The following is a 15,115-nucleotide window of genomic DNA, read 5'->3' as shown; positions in this document are numbered from 1 at the left end:
CAGCATGCTGATGCAGGCATTTTATTTTTAGCGTTTCCGGTGTGATGCGTTCCGCACGTGCGCGTGCGACCGTCCGGCAAACGAGGCGGGGTTTTGTGTCATTCCAGCGCGGCAGCGGTACTGCTGTCGCGCTGGAATGGCATAACACTTCCCTGTTTCGAGCGGCTGGCAACGGTTGAGGAACGGTCGATGGACCGGCCGCGCATAGGCGCGGCGTCTCGAAGGAGTGAAAATGTTCAATAAAATCGTCAAAGAATTTAAATGGGGTCAGCACAACGTGCGGCTCGAAACGGGCGAGATCGCTCGTCAGGCAAGCGGTGCGGTGATTGTCGATGTCGAGGACACCGTCGTGCTGGCAACGGTGGTGGCGGCCAAGGCGGCTAAGCCGGGCCAGGACTTTTTCCCGCTGACCGTCGACTACATCGAGAAGACGTATGCGGCCGGCAAGATCCCGGGCGGCTTCTTCCGTCGCGAAGGCCGTCCTTCCGAGGGCGAGACATTGATCTCGCGGCTGATCGACCGCCCACTGCGTCCGCTGTTTCCGGAAGGCTTCTACAACGAAGTGCAGGTCGTGATCCATGTGCTGTCAATCAACCCGGACATTCCGGCGGACATCCCGTCGATGATCGGTGCATCGGCAGCGTTGGCGATCTCCGGTATTCCGTTCAATGGGCCGATCGGCGCAGCGCGCGTCGCCTATATCGACAATCAATTCGTGCTCAATCCGACCCGCTCGCAGTCCAAGGCATCGAAGTTGGACCTGGTGGTCGCCGGTACCGAGCGCGCGGTGCTGATGGTCGAGTCCGAAGCAGACCAGTTGCCGGAGGAGGTGATGCTTGGCGCGGTCGTGTTCGGTCATGAGCAGATGCAGGTGGCGATCGACGCGATCCACGACCTCGTTAAGGAAGGCGGCAAGCCTGAATGGGATTGGCAGCCGGCGCCGAAGGACGAAGCGTTGATTGCGCGCGTGACAGAGTTGGCGCTCGCCGAGTTGCAGGCGGCATACCAGATCCGGCAGAAACAGCAGCGCTCGGCCAAGCTGAAGGAGGTGTATGCGGCGGTCACGGCCAAGCTGGCCGAACAAGCCGTGGCAGCCGGGACGGCCATCGTCGATGCCGCGACGGTTGGCAATATCCTGTTCGATCTCGAGGCGAAGATCGTGCGCAGTCAGATCCTGAACGGCGAGCCGCGTATCGACGGGCGCGACACGCGCACCGTGCGTCCGATCGAAATCCGAACCGGCGTGTTGCCGCGCGCGCACGGCTCGGCGCTGTTCACCCGGGGCGAGACGCAGGCGCTGGTGGTGGCCACGCTTGGCACGAAGGGCGACGAGCAGATCATTGACGCGATCGAAGGCGAATATCGCGAGCGTTTCATGCTGCACTACAACATGCCGCCGTTCGCGACCGGCGAAACGGGTCGTGTCGGCTCGCCGAAGCGCCGCGAGATCGGTCACGGCCGGCTCGCCAAGCGCTCGCTCGTCGCGTGCCTGCCGGGCGATGATGAGTTCGGCTACACGATTCGTGTGGTATCTGAGATTACCGAGTCGAACGGCTCATCGTCAATGGCGTCCGTGTGCGGCGGCTGTCTGGCGCTGATGGACGCGGGTGTGCCGATGAAGGCGCACGTGGCGGGCATCGCGATGGGGCTGATCCTGGAAGGCAACAAGTTCGCGGTGCTGACCGACATCCTAGGCGACGAGGACCACCTGGGCGACATGGACTTCAAGGTGGCGGGTACCGCGCAGGGCGTGACCGCACTGCAGATGGATATCAAAATCCAGGGCATCACGAAGGAAATCATGCAGGTTGCCCTCGCGCAAGCGAAGGAAGGCCGCTTGCACATCCTGGATAAGATGACCTCGGCCGTGCCGTCGACGAACACGCAGCTGTCGCAGTTCGCGCCGCGGATGATCACGATGAAGATCAATCCGGAAAAGATTCGCGATGTGATCGGCAAGGGGGGCTCGGTGATCCGGGCGCTGACGGAGGAAACCAGCACGACGATCGACATCTCCGACGACGGTATCGTGACCATCGCGAGCACAAGCTCCGAGGGCATGGCCGAGGCGAAGAAGCGCATCGAGAACATCACGGCGGAAGTGGAGGTCGGCCAGATCTATGAGGGCGCGATACTGAAGCTGCTGGATTTCGGCGCGATCGTGAACATCTTGCCGGGGCGCGATGGCCTGTTGCATATTTCTGAGATCGCAAACGAGCGGATCAAGGACATCAACGACTACCTGAAGGAAGGCCAGCAGGTGAAGGTCAAGGTGATCCAGACCGACGAGAAGGGTCGAGTACGGTTGTCTGCGAAGGCGCTGCTCAACGAGGTGCCGGCCACGCCGCCCATAACACCGCCTGCAACGCCAGTGATGCCGCCTGCGACGCCGCCGGCGGAGCAGGAATAACGCGCCCAGGGCGGCGGTCACCACGCGGGTCTGACAAGATCGCGCGTGGTGGCGCCGCCGCGCCGCATCCGATTCGCACGGCCGGAGTGCTTCGCGCACTGCCGGCCGTTTTTCTTTATCATCGTCGTCAACCTGACGACCACGCAAAAAGTTCCGCATGAAAGCGATCGAGATTACCGAATACGGCGCCCCCGACGTATTGAAACCTGGTGAGCGCCCGATGCCGGAACTCAAGCCCGGCGAAGTGCTGATCAAGGTTGCGGCAGCCGGAGTGAACCGCCCGGACGTTTTCCAGCGCACCGGCAATTATCCCGTGCCGCCGGGCGCGTCGGACATTCCCGGCCTGGAAATCGCTGGCGAAATCGTCGATGGCGACCTCGGCGGTGCGAATAATCCGTTTGGCCTGACGCGCGGGCAACGCGTGTGCGCGCTGGTGCAAGGCGGTGGATACGCCGAGTATGCAAGCGCACCGCTCGCGCAGTGCCTGCCCGTGCCAGCGGGCTTATCGGACGTGCAGGCCGCGTCGTTGCCCGAGACGTTTTTTACCGTCTGGAGCAATGTGTTCGATCGCGCTCGGCTGGGTGCAGGCGAGCGCGGTCCCGACGAGACGCTGCTGGTACAGGGCGGCTCCAGTGGTATCGGTGTGACCGCGATCCAGCTCGCGCATGCGCTGGGTCATCGGGTGTTCGCCACGGCTGGCAACGCACAGAAGTGCGCCGCGTGCGAAGCGCTGGGCGCTGAGCGCGCGATCAACTACAAGACCGAGGACTTTGTCGCCGTCGTCAAGTCGCTGACCCATGACCGCGGTGTCGACGTGATCTTGGATATGGTGGGCGGCTCCTATGTAGGCCGCGAATTGAGTGCGTTGGCCGAAGGTGGCCGCATTGTGCTGATCGCATTGCTCGGTGGTGCCAACGCGCAGATCAACTTGGGCGAGGTATTGCGCCGGCGCTTGACGTTAACCGGCTCGATGCTGCGGCCGCGGCCGGTGGCGTTCAAAGCCGCCATCGCCGCACAATTGCACGAGCGGGTGTGGCCGCTAATCGAGCAGGGCGCGATCAAGCCGGTGATCTACCAGGTGTTTCCGGCCGAGCAGGCGGCCGCGGCGCACGCGATGATGGAGAGGGGGGAGCACATCGGGAAAATCGTGCTGACCTGGTGAGCCATGCCGGTTTGACCGCGACTCGTGCTGCACAGTAGAATTGCACGTTTGTGCACGGCTTTTGCTTATTGACTGACGCCTGCGCGTCACAGATCCACGAGACCCATGTCGAAGCAACAACGATCAAAGCTGGTAGTCGGAAACTGGAAGATGCACGGCCGCGTCGCCGACAATGATGCGCTGCTGCACGCGCTTGTGCAACGCGTGGCGACACTCGGGCCGCAAGTGCGACTCGGCGTGTGTGTGCCGCATCCGTATCTCGCGCAGGTCCAGGCGCGTCTTGCCGGCACGCCAATCGCGTATGGCGCGCAGGATGTGTCCGCGCACACGCAGGGCGCGTATACGGGTGAGGTCGCCGCTCCGATGGTCGCCGAGTTTGGCGCGACATTGGCGATCGTTGGTCACTCGGAGCGCCGCGCGTTGCATGCGGAATCGTCGGAGTGGGTAGCGGCTAAGACGCAGCGCGCACTCGAGGCTGGTATCACGCCGATCGTTTGTGTCGGCGAAACGCTGGATGAGCGGCAGGCCGGGCAGACCGACAGCGTGGTGCGTGCGCAGCTTGCAGCGGTACTCGACGTGCTGGACGAGGCCGACGTGGCGCGACTGATTGTGGCATACGAGCCGGTTTGGGCCATTGGTACCGGTCAGAGCGCGACGGCGCAGCAGGCGCAGCAGGTCCATGCCGCGTTGCGGGCGCAGCTCACGGCCAAAGGGGGAGGGCAGGTACCCCTGCTGTATGGCGGCAGCGTGAAGCCGGGCAATGCACAGGAATTGTTTTCGCAGGCGGATATCGACGGCGGCCTGATTGGTGGCGCATCGTTGTCGGCGACCGATTTCCTTGCGATCGGCGCGGCGGCAGCCGCGGCACTTGCCGGGAATCCGGCTCATTCTAGGTGATGCAAATGTTGTTCTTGAAGACGTTGATTATCGTGGTGCAGGTGCTGTCGGCGCTCGGCGTGATCGGGCTCGTTTTACTGCAGCATGGCAAGGGCGCCGACATGGGCGCGGCATTCGGCAGCGGAGCGTCGGGCAGCCTGTTCGGCGCCAGCGGTTCGGCCAATTTCCTGTCGCGTACCACGGCGGTCCTCGCCACCGTGTTCTTCGTCAGCACGCTCGCGCTGACCGCGCTGGGTAGCTACCGTCCGAAGACCGGCGGCGGCTTGTTGGGCGGTGCGGTGCCCTTGGCGGCAAGCGCGCCGGCAGCGGCGGGTTCGGGACCGGCTTCTGGTATTGCAGCGCCGGGCAGCGCAGCGTCGTCTGAGGCTGCGTCCACGCCGGGGCAAGATGTGCCGAAATAACGCGAAAGTTGGCAAAACTATGTTTCCTGCGGTATGCAGAAAAACGTGTTTGTGCGTTGAACAAACGACCTAACCAAGTTACAATTTAAATCTTGAAGCGATTCGCGGTAACAGTGGTAACGAAGGGTTAACGCTCCGAGTCACCTCCCGGATTGCAAACAGTGCCGACGTGGTGAAATTGGTAGACACGCTATCTTGAGGGGGTAGTGGCGCAAGCCGTATGAGTTCGAGTCTCATCGTCGGCACCAACGTTATCCAATGCCAGCCGCTTGCATTTACGCTTCGGCTGGCATTTATTTTTTTAAGCGCTGTTTCCGTCACGGTGCTGCGGCTTCGAAGTGACGCATCCGCGCAGTATCCTGGTCGGAGCGGTCGGGCCGGCCGGCACCTTGAACCAACCGATAGAGGATAGTTTTGAACCTCGCTGCCTATTTCCCCGTCCTGCTGTTTCTTCTCGTAGGCCTCGGTTTGGGGATTGCTTTAGTCGGTATCGGCAAGCTCTTGGGTCCGAACAAGCCGGACAGCGACAAGAATTCCCCGTACGAGTGTGGTTTCGAGGCGTTCGAAGACGCGCGCATGAAGTTCGACGTGCGCTACTACCTGGTTGCCATTCTCTTCATCATTTTTGATTTGGAAACGGCCTTTCTGTTCCCTTGGGGCGTTGCGTTGCGCGACATCGGTTGGCCGGGCTTCATCGCGATGATGATCTTCCTGCTCGAGTTCCTGCTGGGCTTCGCCTATATCTGGAAACGGGGTGGCCTGAACTGGGAATGAACGCCAATCACGCTTGAATGTCGGGTGCAAGGCTTGCCGCCCGTCTGGAGTCAAAAGCAATGAGTATCGAAGGGGTCTTGAAGGAAGGCTTTGTCACCACGACGGCTGACAAGCTGATCAACTGGACGCGGACCGGTTCGCTGTGGCCGATGACGTTCGGGCTCGCCTGCTGCGCGGTTGAGATGATGCATGCCGGCGCCGCACGCTATGACCTGGACCGTTTCGGTGTTGTGTTCCGACCGAGTCCGCGTCAGTCCGATGTCATGATCGTGGCCGGTACGCTGTGCAACAAGATGGCGCCTGCGCTGCGCAAGGTCTATGATCAGATGGCCGAGCCGCGCTGGGTGATCTCGATGGGCTCATGCGCGAATGGTGGCGGCTACTATCACTACTCGTACTCAGTCGTGCGCGGATGTGACCGGATCGTGCCGGTCGACGTGTACGTGCCCGGCTGCCCGCCGACCGCCGAGGCGCTGGTCTACGGCGTGATCCAGTTGCAGGCGAAGATTCGTCGTACTAACACCATCGCCCGGTCGTAACGCGGAGTTCCCCACATGGCAAGCAAACTCGAGATCCTGAGGGCGAACCTCAATAAGGCGCTCGGCGACAAGCTGAAAAGCGCGACGGAGTCACTCGGGCAATTGACGATCGTCGTCGCCGCTAGCGATCTGATCGACGTCGCGACGCGGCTGCGCGATGACCCGGCGCTTGGCTTCGAGCAATTGAGCGACTTGTGCGGCGTCGATTATTCGACGTATGGCGATGGCGGATACGACGGTCCTCGCTTTGCCGCGGTGTCGCACCTGCTGTCGATCCGCCACAACTGGCGACTGCGTTTGCGGGTCTTCGCGCCGGACGACGATGTGCCGATTCTGCCGTCGCTGATCGACGTGTGGAATTCGGTGAACTGGTACGAGCGCGAGGCGTTTGATCTGTACGGGATCGTGTTCGAAGGTCATCCCGATTTGCGTCGGATCCTGACCGACTACGGTTTCATCGGCCACCCGTTCCGCAAGGATTTCCCGCTGTCCGGCTATGTCGAGATGCGCTACGACGCGCAAGAAAAGCGCGTTGTCTACCAACCTGTCACGATCGAGCCGCGCGAGATCACGCCGCGCGTGATTCGCGAAGAACGCTATGGCGGCCTCAAGCACTGAGCGCCAGCCCGGCCGGCTGCGGACCGTTTGCGCGAGCGCATGCGGTCCGTGCGAGTCATTGAATTTCTAGCAAGCCCGCGAACATGGCTGACATCAAGAACTACACGCTGAACTTCGGTCCCCAGCATCCGGCAGCGCACGGCGTGCTGCGCCTCGTGCTCGAGTTGGACGGCGAGGTGATCCAGCGTGCCGATCCGCACATCGGTTTGCTGCATCGCGCGACCGAAAAGCTCGCCGAGCACAAGACGTTCCTCCAGTCGGTGCCGTACATGGACCGCCTCGACTACGTATCGATGATGGCCAACGAGCACGCGTACGTGATGGCGATCGAGAAGCTCGTCGGTATTGACGTGCCGGTCCGGGCCCAGTACATCCGCGTGATGTTTGACGAGATCACGCGGATCCTGAATCACTTGATGTGGATCGGCGCCCACGCACTGGACGTCGGCGCGATGGCGGTGTTCCTGTACGCGTTCCGCGAGCGCGAGGATTTGATGGACGTCTACGAGGCGGTGTCCGGCGCGCGCATGCACGCGGCATACTATCGGCCAGGTGGCGTCTACCGCGATCTGCCAGACGCGATGCCGCAATACAAGGCCTCGAAGATTCGCAACGAAAAGGCGCTCGCTCGGCTCAACGAGAACCGCCAGGGTTCGCTGCTCGATTTCATCGAAGACTTCACGAATCGCTTCCCTGGCTGCGTCGATGAGTACGAGACGCTACTGACCGACAATCGGATCTGGAAGCAGCGGTTGGTCGGCATCGGTGTCGTCACGCCGGAGCGTGCGCTGCAACTGGGCATGACTGGACCGATGCTGCGCGGTTCGGGTGTTGAATGGGACTTGCGCAAAAAGCAGCCGTACGAAGTGTATGACCAGCTTGATTTCGACATTCCGGTCGGCGCGGGCGGCGACTGCTATGATCGATATCTCGTGCGCATCGAGGAGATGCGCCAGTCAAACCGGATCATTAAACAGTGTATTGCATGGCTGCGTAAGAATCCGGGCCCGGTGATGGTCGACAATCACAAGGTCGCGCCGCCGTCGCGGCTAAACATGAAGTCGAACATGGAAGAGCTGATCCACCATTTCAAGCTCTTCACAGAAGGCATGCATGTTCCCGAGGGCGAAGCGTACGTCGCCGTCGAGCACCCGAAGGGCGAGTTTGGTATCTATCTGGTGTCGGACGGCGCGAACAAGCCGTACCGGCTGAAGATCCGCGCGCCCGGCTACGCGCATTTGTCCGCGCTCGACGAGATGGCGCGTGGTCACATGATCGCCGACGCGGTCACGATCATCGGGACACAGGACATCGTGTTCGGCGAGGTTGACCGATAGTGTCACCGCTTGGCGCATCGCGCGTGGCGCGATGCTGTCGTATCAAGGAGCGTCAGGTCTGCCGGTAGCGGTTCGCCGGCAGGTTTTCGTTCGGTAAGCATTGAATGAGTCGTGTCTGGAAATGATCTCAGCTGAAGGCCTCAAGGAAATCGATCGCGCGGTGGCGAAGTACCCCGCCGGTCACCAGCAGTCCGCCGTGATGGCGGCGCTTGCGATTGCGCAGCGAGAGCAGGGCTGGCTGTCGCCGGAGCTGATGCAATTCGTCGCCGACTATCTAAAGATGCCGGCCATCGCGGTGCAGGAAGTCGCGACGTTTTACACCATGTATGAGACTGCGCCAGTCGGTCAACATAAGATCACGCTGTGCACGAACCTGCCGTGCCAACTGGGCGGTGCAGAAGAGACCGCGGAATATCTGAAGCAGAAGCTGGGAATCGATTTTGGCGAGACGACGCCGGACGGCAAGTTCACGCTGAAAGAAGGCGAGTGCTTCGGCGCCTGTGGCGATGCGCCGGTGGTGTTGCTGAACAACCATCGGATGTGCAGCTTCATGAGCCGCGAGAAGATCGACCAGTTGCTCGAGGAGCTGTCCAAATGACGTCTTTGCACGATCGGCATATTAATCCGCTGATTCTCGCGGGCCTAAACGGCGAGAACTGGCATTTGCAGGACTACGTCGCGCGTGGGGGCTACCAGCAACTGCGTCGCATTCTCGAGCAGAAGATTGCGCCGGAGCAGGTGATCGCGGACGTGAAGGCGTCTGGCCTGCGCGGCCGTGGCGGCGCAGGGTTCCCGACGGGACTCAAGTGGAGTTTTATGCCACGTCAGTTCCCCGGGCAGAAGTACCTGGTGTGCAACTCCGACGAGGGCGAGCCCGGCACATTCAAGGACCGCGACATCCTGCGCTGGAATCCGCACGCATTGATCGAGGGCATGGCGATCGGCGCGTACGCGATGGGTATTACCGTCGGCTACAACTACATTCACGGCGAGATCTGGGAAGTCTATGAGCGCTTCGAGCAGGCGCTGGACGAGGCGCGTGCTGCCGGCTATCTCGGTCATAACATCCTGGGCAGTGGGTTCTCGTTCGAGTTGCATGCGCACCACGGCTATGGCGCCTATATTTGCGGCGAGGAAACCGCGCTGCTCGAGTCGCTCGAGGGCAAGAAGGGACAGCCGCGCTTCAAGCCGCCGTTCCCGGCCAGCTATGGCGCGTTCGGCAAGCCGACGACAATCAACAACACCGAGACGTTCGCGGCGGTGCCGTTCTTGCTGGCGATCGGTCCGCAGCAGTACCTAGAGTTGGGTAAGCCGAACAACGGCGGCACGAAGATCTTCTCGGTGTCCGGCGACGTGAACCTGCCGGGCAATTATGAAGTGCCGCTCGGCACGCCGTTCGCAAAGTTGATGGAGCTGGCCGGCGGCGTGCGCGGCAAGATCAAGGCGGTGATCCCGGGCGGCTCATCGGCGCCGGTGGTGCCAGGCGAACAGATGATGCAGACCGACTTGGACTACGACTCGATCGCGAAGGCCGGCTCGATGCTCGGTTCCGGCGCGGTGATTGTGATGAACGATACGCGCTGCATGGTGCGCTCGCTGCTGCGTCTGTCGTACTTCTACTACGAGGAGTCGTGCGGGCAGTGCACGCCGTGCCGCGAGGGCACCGGCTGGCTGTATCGGGTCGTGCACCGGATCGAGCATGGCCAGGGGCGCCAGGAAGACCTGGACCTGCTGAACTCGGTTGCGCAGAACATCATGGGCCGCACGATCTGCGCGTTGGGCGACGCAGCGGCGATGCCGGTGCGCGGCATGTTGAAGCATTTCTGGAACGAATTCGAATATCACGTCGAGCACAAGCATTGTCTCGTTCCGACGCAAGGCAGCATACCACGCGATACAGCGCTCGCCGCGACCGCGTGAGCGGGCGCCGCAAGTCGCCACGGCCCGCCGTGAGCGGGTGCACAGGATTAGGTTAGGGACCCTTCACCATCATGGTTGAACTTGAAATAGACGGCAAGAAGGTCGAGGTGCCGGAAGGCAGCATGGTGATCCAGGCTGCGCACAAGGTCGATACGTACATTCCTCACTTCTGCTATCACAAGAAGCTGTCGATCGCGGCGAACTGCCGGATGTGCCTGGTCGAGGTTGAGAAGATGCCGAAGGCCGTGCCGGCATGCGCGACGCCGGTGTCCGCCGGCATGGTCGTGCGCACGACGTCGGACAAGGCGGTGAAGGCGCAGCAGTCCGTGATGGAGTTCCTGCTGATTAACCACCCGCTGGATTGTCCGATCTGCGACCAGGGCGGCGAATGCCAGCTGCAAGATCTGGCGGTCGGCTACGGTAAGTCCGCGTCGCGGTATTCAGAAGAGAAGCGCGTCGTGTTCCACAAGAACGTCGGGCCGCTGATCTCGATGGAAGAAATGACGCGCTGCATCCACTGCACGCGCTGCGTGCGCTTCGGCCAGGAAGTGGCCGGGATCATGGAGCTCGGCATGCTGGGCCGCGGCGAGCACTCGGAGATCACGACGTTCGTCGGCAACACGGTTGACTCCGAGTTGTCGGGCAACATGATCGACCTATGTCCGGTGGGTGCGCTGACCAGCAAGCCATTCCGTTACAGTGCGCGGACGTGGGAATTGTCGCGTCGCCGCTCGGTCAGCCCGCACGACTCGGTCGGTGCGAACCTGATCGTGCAGGTGAAGAACAATCGGGTGATGCGTGTGCTGCCGCTGGAAAACGAGGCGATCAATGAGTGCTGGATTTCGGACAAGGATCGCTTTTCATACGAGGCGCTGAATAGCGCGGAGCGGCTGACGCAGCCGATGCTAAAGCAGGACGGCAAGTGGTGCGAGGTTGACTGGGAAATCGCACTGAACTACGTCGCGAACGGCTTGAAGAACATCAAGGCCGAGCATGGCGCGAACGCAATCGCTACGCTCGCTAGCCCGCATAGCACGCTCGAAGAATTGTTTCTGCTCAAGACGCTGACGCGTGCGCTGGGTAGCGCGAATCTGGATTTCCGGCTGCGCCAAAGCGATTTTTCCGCGTCGCTGCAGGGCGCACCGTGGATCGGCATGCCGATCGCGACGCTGTCCAGCGTCGATTCCGCGTTTGTGATCGGCTCGTTCCTGCGCCGCGATCATCCGCTGCTGGCGGCACGGCTGCGCCAGGCCGCCAGCAGTGGTGCCAAGGTGAGCTTGTTGCATGCGAGCGCCGATGATTCGCTAATCAATGTCGCGCACAAAATCGTCGCGGCACCGTCGGCTTGGGTCGACGCGCTGGCCGGCGTGGCTGCCGCAGTGGCCGAGATCCGTGGCGCAGCGTTGCCGGCCGAGCTCGGCGGTGTGCAGCCGGACGTTGCTGCGAAGGACATCGCCGCGTCGCTGTCGAACGGCGAGCAGCGCGTGATTCTGCTGGGCACGAGCGCGGTGAACCATCCCGAATTCGCGAAGCTGCATGCGATGGCACAGTGGATCGCGCAGACGAGTGGCGCGACGCTCGGCTTGCTGCCGGAGGCGGCCAACACCGTCGGCGCGCATCTGGTTGGCGCGCTGCCCGGCGAAGGCGGTGCTGACGCTGCGCAGGCATTTGCGTCGCCGTGCCGCGCGTATGTGCTGTTCAACGTCGAGCCGGAGTTCGACGTCGCGAATCCGCGGCAGGCCCGCGCGGCGCTCGCGCAGGCCGACATGGTCGTCGCGCTGTCGTCGTTCAAGACCGGCGCCGACTACGCGGACGTGCTGCTACCGATTGCACCGTTCACCGAGACGGCTGGTACGTTTGTCAACGCGCAGGGCACGGTGCAACCGTTCACGGGTGTCGTACGCCCGCTGGGTGAGTCCCGACCGGGCTGGAAGGTGTTGCGCGTGTTGGGTAACCTACTTGGGCTGCCGAATTTCGATTACACGAGTGCCGAGGAAGTGGCCACTGCGGCGTTGGAAGGCGTGGACGTGCAGGCCCGTCTATCGAACGCGACGCATGCGCCGCTGGCGCGCGGCGCCTCGACGCGCGCGGCCGGCGCATTCGAGCGGATTGCCGACGTGCCGATCTACGATGCCGACCCGCTGGTTCGCCGTGCACCGTCACTGCATCTGACCGGGGCCGCGAAGGCGGCGCTGCGCGTGTCGTTGCCCGCCGCGCTGTTTGACCAACTTGGACTGAAGGAAGGGGACGCGGTACGCGTGCGACAGGGCGAGGCATCGGTGACGCTGCCGGCGCTGCGTGATGCGAAGCTGCATGACGCGGTGGTGCGCGTGCCGGCGGCGACGTCCGCCGCCGCTGAACTTGGCAGCCTGTTTGGTGATCTGCTGGTGGAGAAGGCTTAAATGGGCGTGTTCGAAACGATCAATGCAACCGGCAGCCAACTGCTGGGCGTCGCGTGGCCGACCGTATGGGCGTTAGTGCGTATACTCGTCGTGTCGGTCGCGATCCTGCTGTGCGTCGCCTATCTGATTCTGTGGGAGCGCAAGCTGATTGGTTGGATGCACGTGCGGCTCGGACCGAACCGCGTCGGGCCGAAGGGGCTGTTGCAGCCGATCGCCGACGTGGTCAAGCTGTTGCTCAAGGAAGTGATTCAGCCGGCGCAGGCGACCAAGTGGATCTACCTCGTTGCGCCGATCATGGTTGTAGTGCCGGCGTTTGGCGTCTGGGCGGTGATTCCATTTCAGGCTGAGGCGGTGCTCGGCGACATCAACGCTGGTTTGCTGTATGCGATGGCGATTTCCTCGCTCGGCGTGTACGGCGTGATCCTCGCCGGCTGGGCATCGAATTCGAAGTACGCGTTCCTTGGCGCGATGCGCGCGGCTGCGCAGATGGTGTCGTATGAAATCGCGATGGGCTTCGCGCTGGTCGTCGTGCTGATGACGTCGGGCAGCCTGAACCTCTCCGATATCGTGCACTCGCAACAGCGCGGGTTGTTCGCCGGGCTCGGCCTAAATTTCCTGTCGTGGAACTGGCTGCCGCTGCTGCCGATGTTCGTCGTCTACTTCATTTCCGGCATCGCCGAAACCAACCGGCACCCGTTCGACGTCGTCGAAGGGGAGTCAGAAATCGTTGCTGGGCACATGATCGACTACTCGGGGATGGCGTTCGCGCTGTTCTTCCTCGCCGAGTACATCAATATGATCGTGATCTCGGCGCTCGCCGCGACGCTGTTCCTCGGTGGCTGGAGCGCGCCGTTCGAGTTCCTGTCGTTCATCCCGGGCATCGTCTGGCTGGTGCTCAAAGTGTTTTTCCTGCTGTCGGTGTTCATCTGGGCCCGTGCGACGTTCCCGCGTTACCGCTACGACCAGATCATGCGCCTGGGCTGGAAGATCTTCATTCCAGTATGTGTCGTGTGGCTGGTCGTGGTCGGTTTCTGGATCATGTCGCCGCTGAACATCTGGAAATAAGGTGTTGCCATGAACGCAATTCAGAATTTTTTCAAAACATTCTTTCTGACCGAGCTGCTCAAGGGGCTTGCGCTGACTGGACGGTATGCGTTCCAGCGCAAGATTACTGTGCAGTTCCCCGAGGAAAAGACGCCGGTTTCGCCGCGCTTTCGCGGGCTGCATGCGCTGCGCCGCTATGAGAACGGCGAAGAGCGCTGCATCGCGTGTAAGCTGTGCGAGGCGGTCTGTCCGGCGTTAGCGATCACGATCGAATCGGAAGTGCGCGCCGACAACACGCGCCGCACGACGCGTTACGACATCGACCTCACCAAGTGCATCTTCTGCGGCTTCTGCGAAGAGAGCTGCCCAGTCGATTCGATCGTCGAGACGCAGATCCTCGAGTATCACGGCGAGAAGCGCGGCGACCTGTATTTCACGAAGGACATGCTGCTGGCGGTCGGCGATCGCTACGAAGCCCAGATTGCGGCGGCAAAGGCGGCCGACGCACCGTACCGGTGAGCGTCATGGGGCTGGTTGCCCCGACGCATGATACGACAACGACACGCCTAACGATGATCCGGTAAACATGGAATTCACGACCGTCCTCTTCTACCTCTTCGCGCTGCTCATGACCGTGTCAGGGCTCAAGGTGATCACCGCGCGCAACCCGGTGAGCTCGGCGCTGTTTTTGGTGCTCGCGTTCTTCAACGCCGCGGCGATTTGGATGCTGCTCGAGGCCGAGTTCCTCGCGATCCTGTTGGTGCTCGTCTACGTCGGCGCGGTGATGGTGCTGTTCCTGTTCGTCGTGATGATGCTGGACATCAACCTCGACGTGTTGCGGCGCGACTTCCGCCGCTTCGTGCCGATGGCGACGATTGTCGGCGCGATCATCGTGATCGAGACCGCGCTGATCCTCTGGCACGGTTACGGCGCGACCGTCTCGCCGGTGCATGACGCCGCGCAGACGATGCAAGCAGCTGGAGCCGGGGGCGCGCTGTCGAACACCCGCCTGATTGGCCGGATCATCTACAGCGACTACATCTTCGCATTCGAGGTCGCGGGCCTCGTGCTGCTAGTCGCGATCGTCGCGGCGATCGCGTTGACGATCCGTGACGGCAAGGACGTGAAGCGCCAGCGCGTCAGCGAGCAGGTACGGGTGCGACGCGAGGATCGTGTGCGGCTGGTACGAATGGCTGCCGAGAAGCAGGCGCCGGACGCATCGACGCAGCCCGCGACGCCGGGCAACACCGGTGCTGGCGCGGTCGGCAGTACCCGCTGACCGGGACAAGGAGAAAAGAACTATGTTGAGCCTCGCTCATTACCTCGTGCTCGGCGCGATCCTGTTTGCGATCTCGATCGTTGGGATCTTCCTGAACCGCCGCAACGTGATCATCATCCTGATGGCGATCGAGTTGATGCTGCTCGCGGTGAACACCAATTTCGTCGCGTTCTCGCATTATCTCGGCGACGCGCACGGCCAGATCTTCGTGTTCTTCGTGCTGACCGTGGCCGCGGCCGAAGCGGCGATCGGCCTCGCGATCCTAGTCACATTGTTCCGCAGCCTCGATACGATCAACGTCGAGGATCTCGACCGGCTCAAGGGTTAAGAAA

At 62.1% G+C, this 15,115-nt stretch carries 15 protein-coding genes and 1 tRNA gene; all 16 read left to right on the top strand.

Annotation, left to right across the window (positions count from 1 at the left end; translation table 11 throughout):
• Window positions 1-226: 226 nt before the first annotated feature.
• Window positions 227-2,410, top strand: a complete 2,184-nt coding sequence (gene pnp, locus B0B13_RS09050) for a polyribonucleotide nucleotidyltransferase (protein ID WP_235090698.1) — start codon at window positions 227-229, stop codon at window positions 2,408-2,410.
• A 157-nt stretch (window positions 2,411-2,567) separates the two neighbouring features.
• Window positions 2,568-3,572, top strand: coding sequence for an NAD(P)H-quinone oxidoreductase (locus B0B13_RS09045; protein ID WP_076795843.1), 1,005 nt, complete (start codon window positions 2,568-2,570; stop codon window positions 3,570-3,572).
• Window positions 3,573-3,677: 105 nt separating this feature from the next.
• Window positions 3,678-4,469, top strand: coding sequence for a triose-phosphate isomerase (tpiA, locus tag B0B13_RS09040; RefSeq protein WP_076795840.1), 792 nt, complete (start codon window positions 3,678-3,680; stop codon window positions 4,467-4,469).
• Between the two features lie 5 nt (window positions 4,470-4,474).
• Complete coding sequence (secG, locus tag B0B13_RS09035) at window positions 4,475-4,870, top strand: preprotein translocase subunit SecG (protein ID WP_076797242.1); 396 nt, start codon at window positions 4,475-4,477, stop codon at window positions 4,868-4,870.
• 163 nt (window positions 4,871-5,033) lie between these two features.
• A tRNA-Leu gene (locus B0B13_RS09030) sits at window positions 5,034-5,118 on the top strand.
• Window positions 5,119-5,284: 166 nt separating this feature from the next.
• A complete protein-coding gene (locus B0B13_RS09025) occupies window positions 5,285-5,644 on the top strand; it encodes an NADH-quinone oxidoreductase subunit A (protein ID WP_076786423.1) in 360 nt (119 codons plus the stop codon).
• A gap of 59 nt (window positions 5,645-5,703) precedes the next feature.
• Window positions 5,704-6,183 (top strand): NuoB/complex I 20 kDa subunit family protein, encoded by a 480-nt coding sequence (locus B0B13_RS09020; RefSeq protein WP_076786425.1) that lies wholly within the window; start codon window positions 5,704-5,706, stop codon window positions 6,181-6,183.
• 15 nt (window positions 6,184-6,198) lie between these two features.
• Window positions 6,199-6,801, top strand: a complete 603-nt coding sequence (locus tag B0B13_RS09015) for an NADH-quinone oxidoreductase subunit C (protein ID WP_076786427.1) — start codon at window positions 6,199-6,201, stop codon at window positions 6,799-6,801.
• Window positions 6,802-6,884: 83 nt separating this feature from the next.
• Window positions 6,885-8,138, top strand: a complete 1,254-nt coding sequence (locus tag B0B13_RS09010; RefSeq protein WP_076786429.1) for an NADH-quinone oxidoreductase subunit D — start codon at window positions 6,885-6,887, stop codon at window positions 8,136-8,138.
• A 121-nt stretch (window positions 8,139-8,259) separates the two neighbouring features.
• A complete protein-coding gene (nuoE, locus tag B0B13_RS09005) occupies window positions 8,260-8,736 on the top strand; it encodes an NADH-quinone oxidoreductase subunit NuoE (protein WP_076786431.1) in 477 nt (158 codons plus the stop codon).
• Entirely contained in the window at window positions 8,733-10,058 is a 1,326-nt protein-coding gene (gene nuoF / locus B0B13_RS09000; RefSeq protein WP_076795837.1) for an NADH-quinone oxidoreductase subunit NuoF, read from the top strand. The genes nuoE and nuoF overlap by 4 nt, the downstream gene beginning before the upstream one ends.
• A gap of 71 nt (window positions 10,059-10,129) precedes the next feature.
• The gene (gene nuoG / locus B0B13_RS08995) at window positions 10,130-12,460 is read left to right on the top strand and encodes an NADH-quinone oxidoreductase subunit NuoG (RefSeq protein ID WP_076795835.1); all 2,331 of its coding nucleotides are present in this window, start codon (window positions 10,130-10,132) and stop codon (window positions 12,458-12,460) included.
• Window positions 12,461-13,525 (top strand): NADH-quinone oxidoreductase subunit NuoH, encoded by a 1,065-nt coding sequence (nuoH, locus tag B0B13_RS08990; protein ID WP_139337384.1) that lies wholly within the window; start codon window positions 12,461-12,463, stop codon window positions 13,523-13,525. It abuts the gene before it with no gap.
• Window positions 13,526-13,534: 9 nt separating this feature from the next.
• The gene (gene nuoI, locus B0B13_RS17940) at window positions 13,535-14,023 is read left to right on the top strand and encodes an NADH-quinone oxidoreductase subunit NuoI (protein WP_076786439.1); all 489 of its coding nucleotides are present in this window, start codon (window positions 13,535-13,537) and stop codon (window positions 14,021-14,023) included.
• Between the two features lie 67 nt (window positions 14,024-14,090).
• Window positions 14,091-14,783, top strand: a complete 693-nt coding sequence (locus tag B0B13_RS08985) for an NADH-quinone oxidoreductase subunit J (RefSeq protein ID WP_076795832.1) — start codon at window positions 14,091-14,093, stop codon at window positions 14,781-14,783.
• Window positions 14,784-14,805: 22 nt separating this feature from the next.
• A complete protein-coding gene (gene nuoK, locus B0B13_RS08980) occupies window positions 14,806-15,111 on the top strand; it encodes an NADH-quinone oxidoreductase subunit NuoK (RefSeq protein ID WP_041753724.1) in 306 nt (101 codons plus the stop codon).
• Window positions 15,112-15,115: the final 4 nt, after the last annotated feature.

This window comes from Burkholderia sp. b14 (assembly GCF_900156195.1).
Taxonomy (GTDB): Bacteria; Pseudomonadota; Gammaproteobacteria; order Burkholderiales; family Burkholderiaceae; genus Mycetohabitans.
This window is presented reverse-complemented; position numbering and strand designations above follow the sequence as displayed.

Bases quoted from the DNA above. Each gene is read 5' to 3' on its own strand.
- nuoI (WP_076786439.1), top strand. From the start codon at position 13,535: ATGAACGCAATTCAGAATTTTTTCAAAACATTCTTTCTGACCGAGCTG.
- B0B13_RS09045 (WP_076795843.1), top strand. From the start codon at position 2,568: ATGAAAGCGATCGAGATTACCGAATACGGCGCCCCCGACGTATTGAAA.
- B0B13_RS09015 (WP_076786427.1), top strand. From the start codon at position 6,199: ATGGCAAGCAAACTCGAGATCCTGAGGGCGAACCTCAATAAGGCGCTC.
- nuoE (WP_076786431.1), top strand. From the start codon at position 8,260: ATGATCTCAGCTGAAGGCCTCAAGGAAATCGATCGCGCGGTGGCGAAG.
- tpiA (WP_076795840.1), top strand. From the start codon at position 3,678: ATGTCGAAGCAACAACGATCAAAGCTGGTAGTCGGAAACTGGAAGATG.
- secG (WP_076797242.1), top strand. From the start codon at position 4,475: ATGTTGTTCTTGAAGACGTTGATTATCGTGGTGCAGGTGCTGTCGGCG.
- nuoK (WP_041753724.1), top strand. From the start codon at position 14,806: ATGTTGAGCCTCGCTCATTACCTCGTGCTCGGCGCGATCCTGTTTGCG.
- B0B13_RS09010 (WP_076786429.1), top strand. From the start codon at position 6,885: ATGGCTGACATCAAGAACTACACGCTGAACTTCGGTCCCCAGCATCCG.
- nuoG (WP_076795835.1), top strand. From the start codon at position 10,130: ATGGTTGAACTTGAAATAGACGGCAAGAAGGTCGAGGTGCCGGAAGGC.
- nuoF (WP_076795837.1), top strand. From the start codon at position 8,733: ATGACGTCTTTGCACGATCGGCATATTAATCCGCTGATTCTCGCGGGC.
- nuoH (WP_139337384.1), top strand. From the start codon at position 12,461: ATGGGCGTGTTCGAAACGATCAATGCAACCGGCAGCCAACTGCTGGGC.
- B0B13_RS09020 (WP_076786425.1), top strand. From the start codon at position 5,704: ATGAGTATCGAAGGGGTCTTGAAGGAAGGCTTTGTCACCACGACGGCT.
- B0B13_RS08985 (WP_076795832.1), top strand. From the start codon at position 14,091: ATGGAATTCACGACCGTCCTCTTCTACCTCTTCGCGCTGCTCATGACC.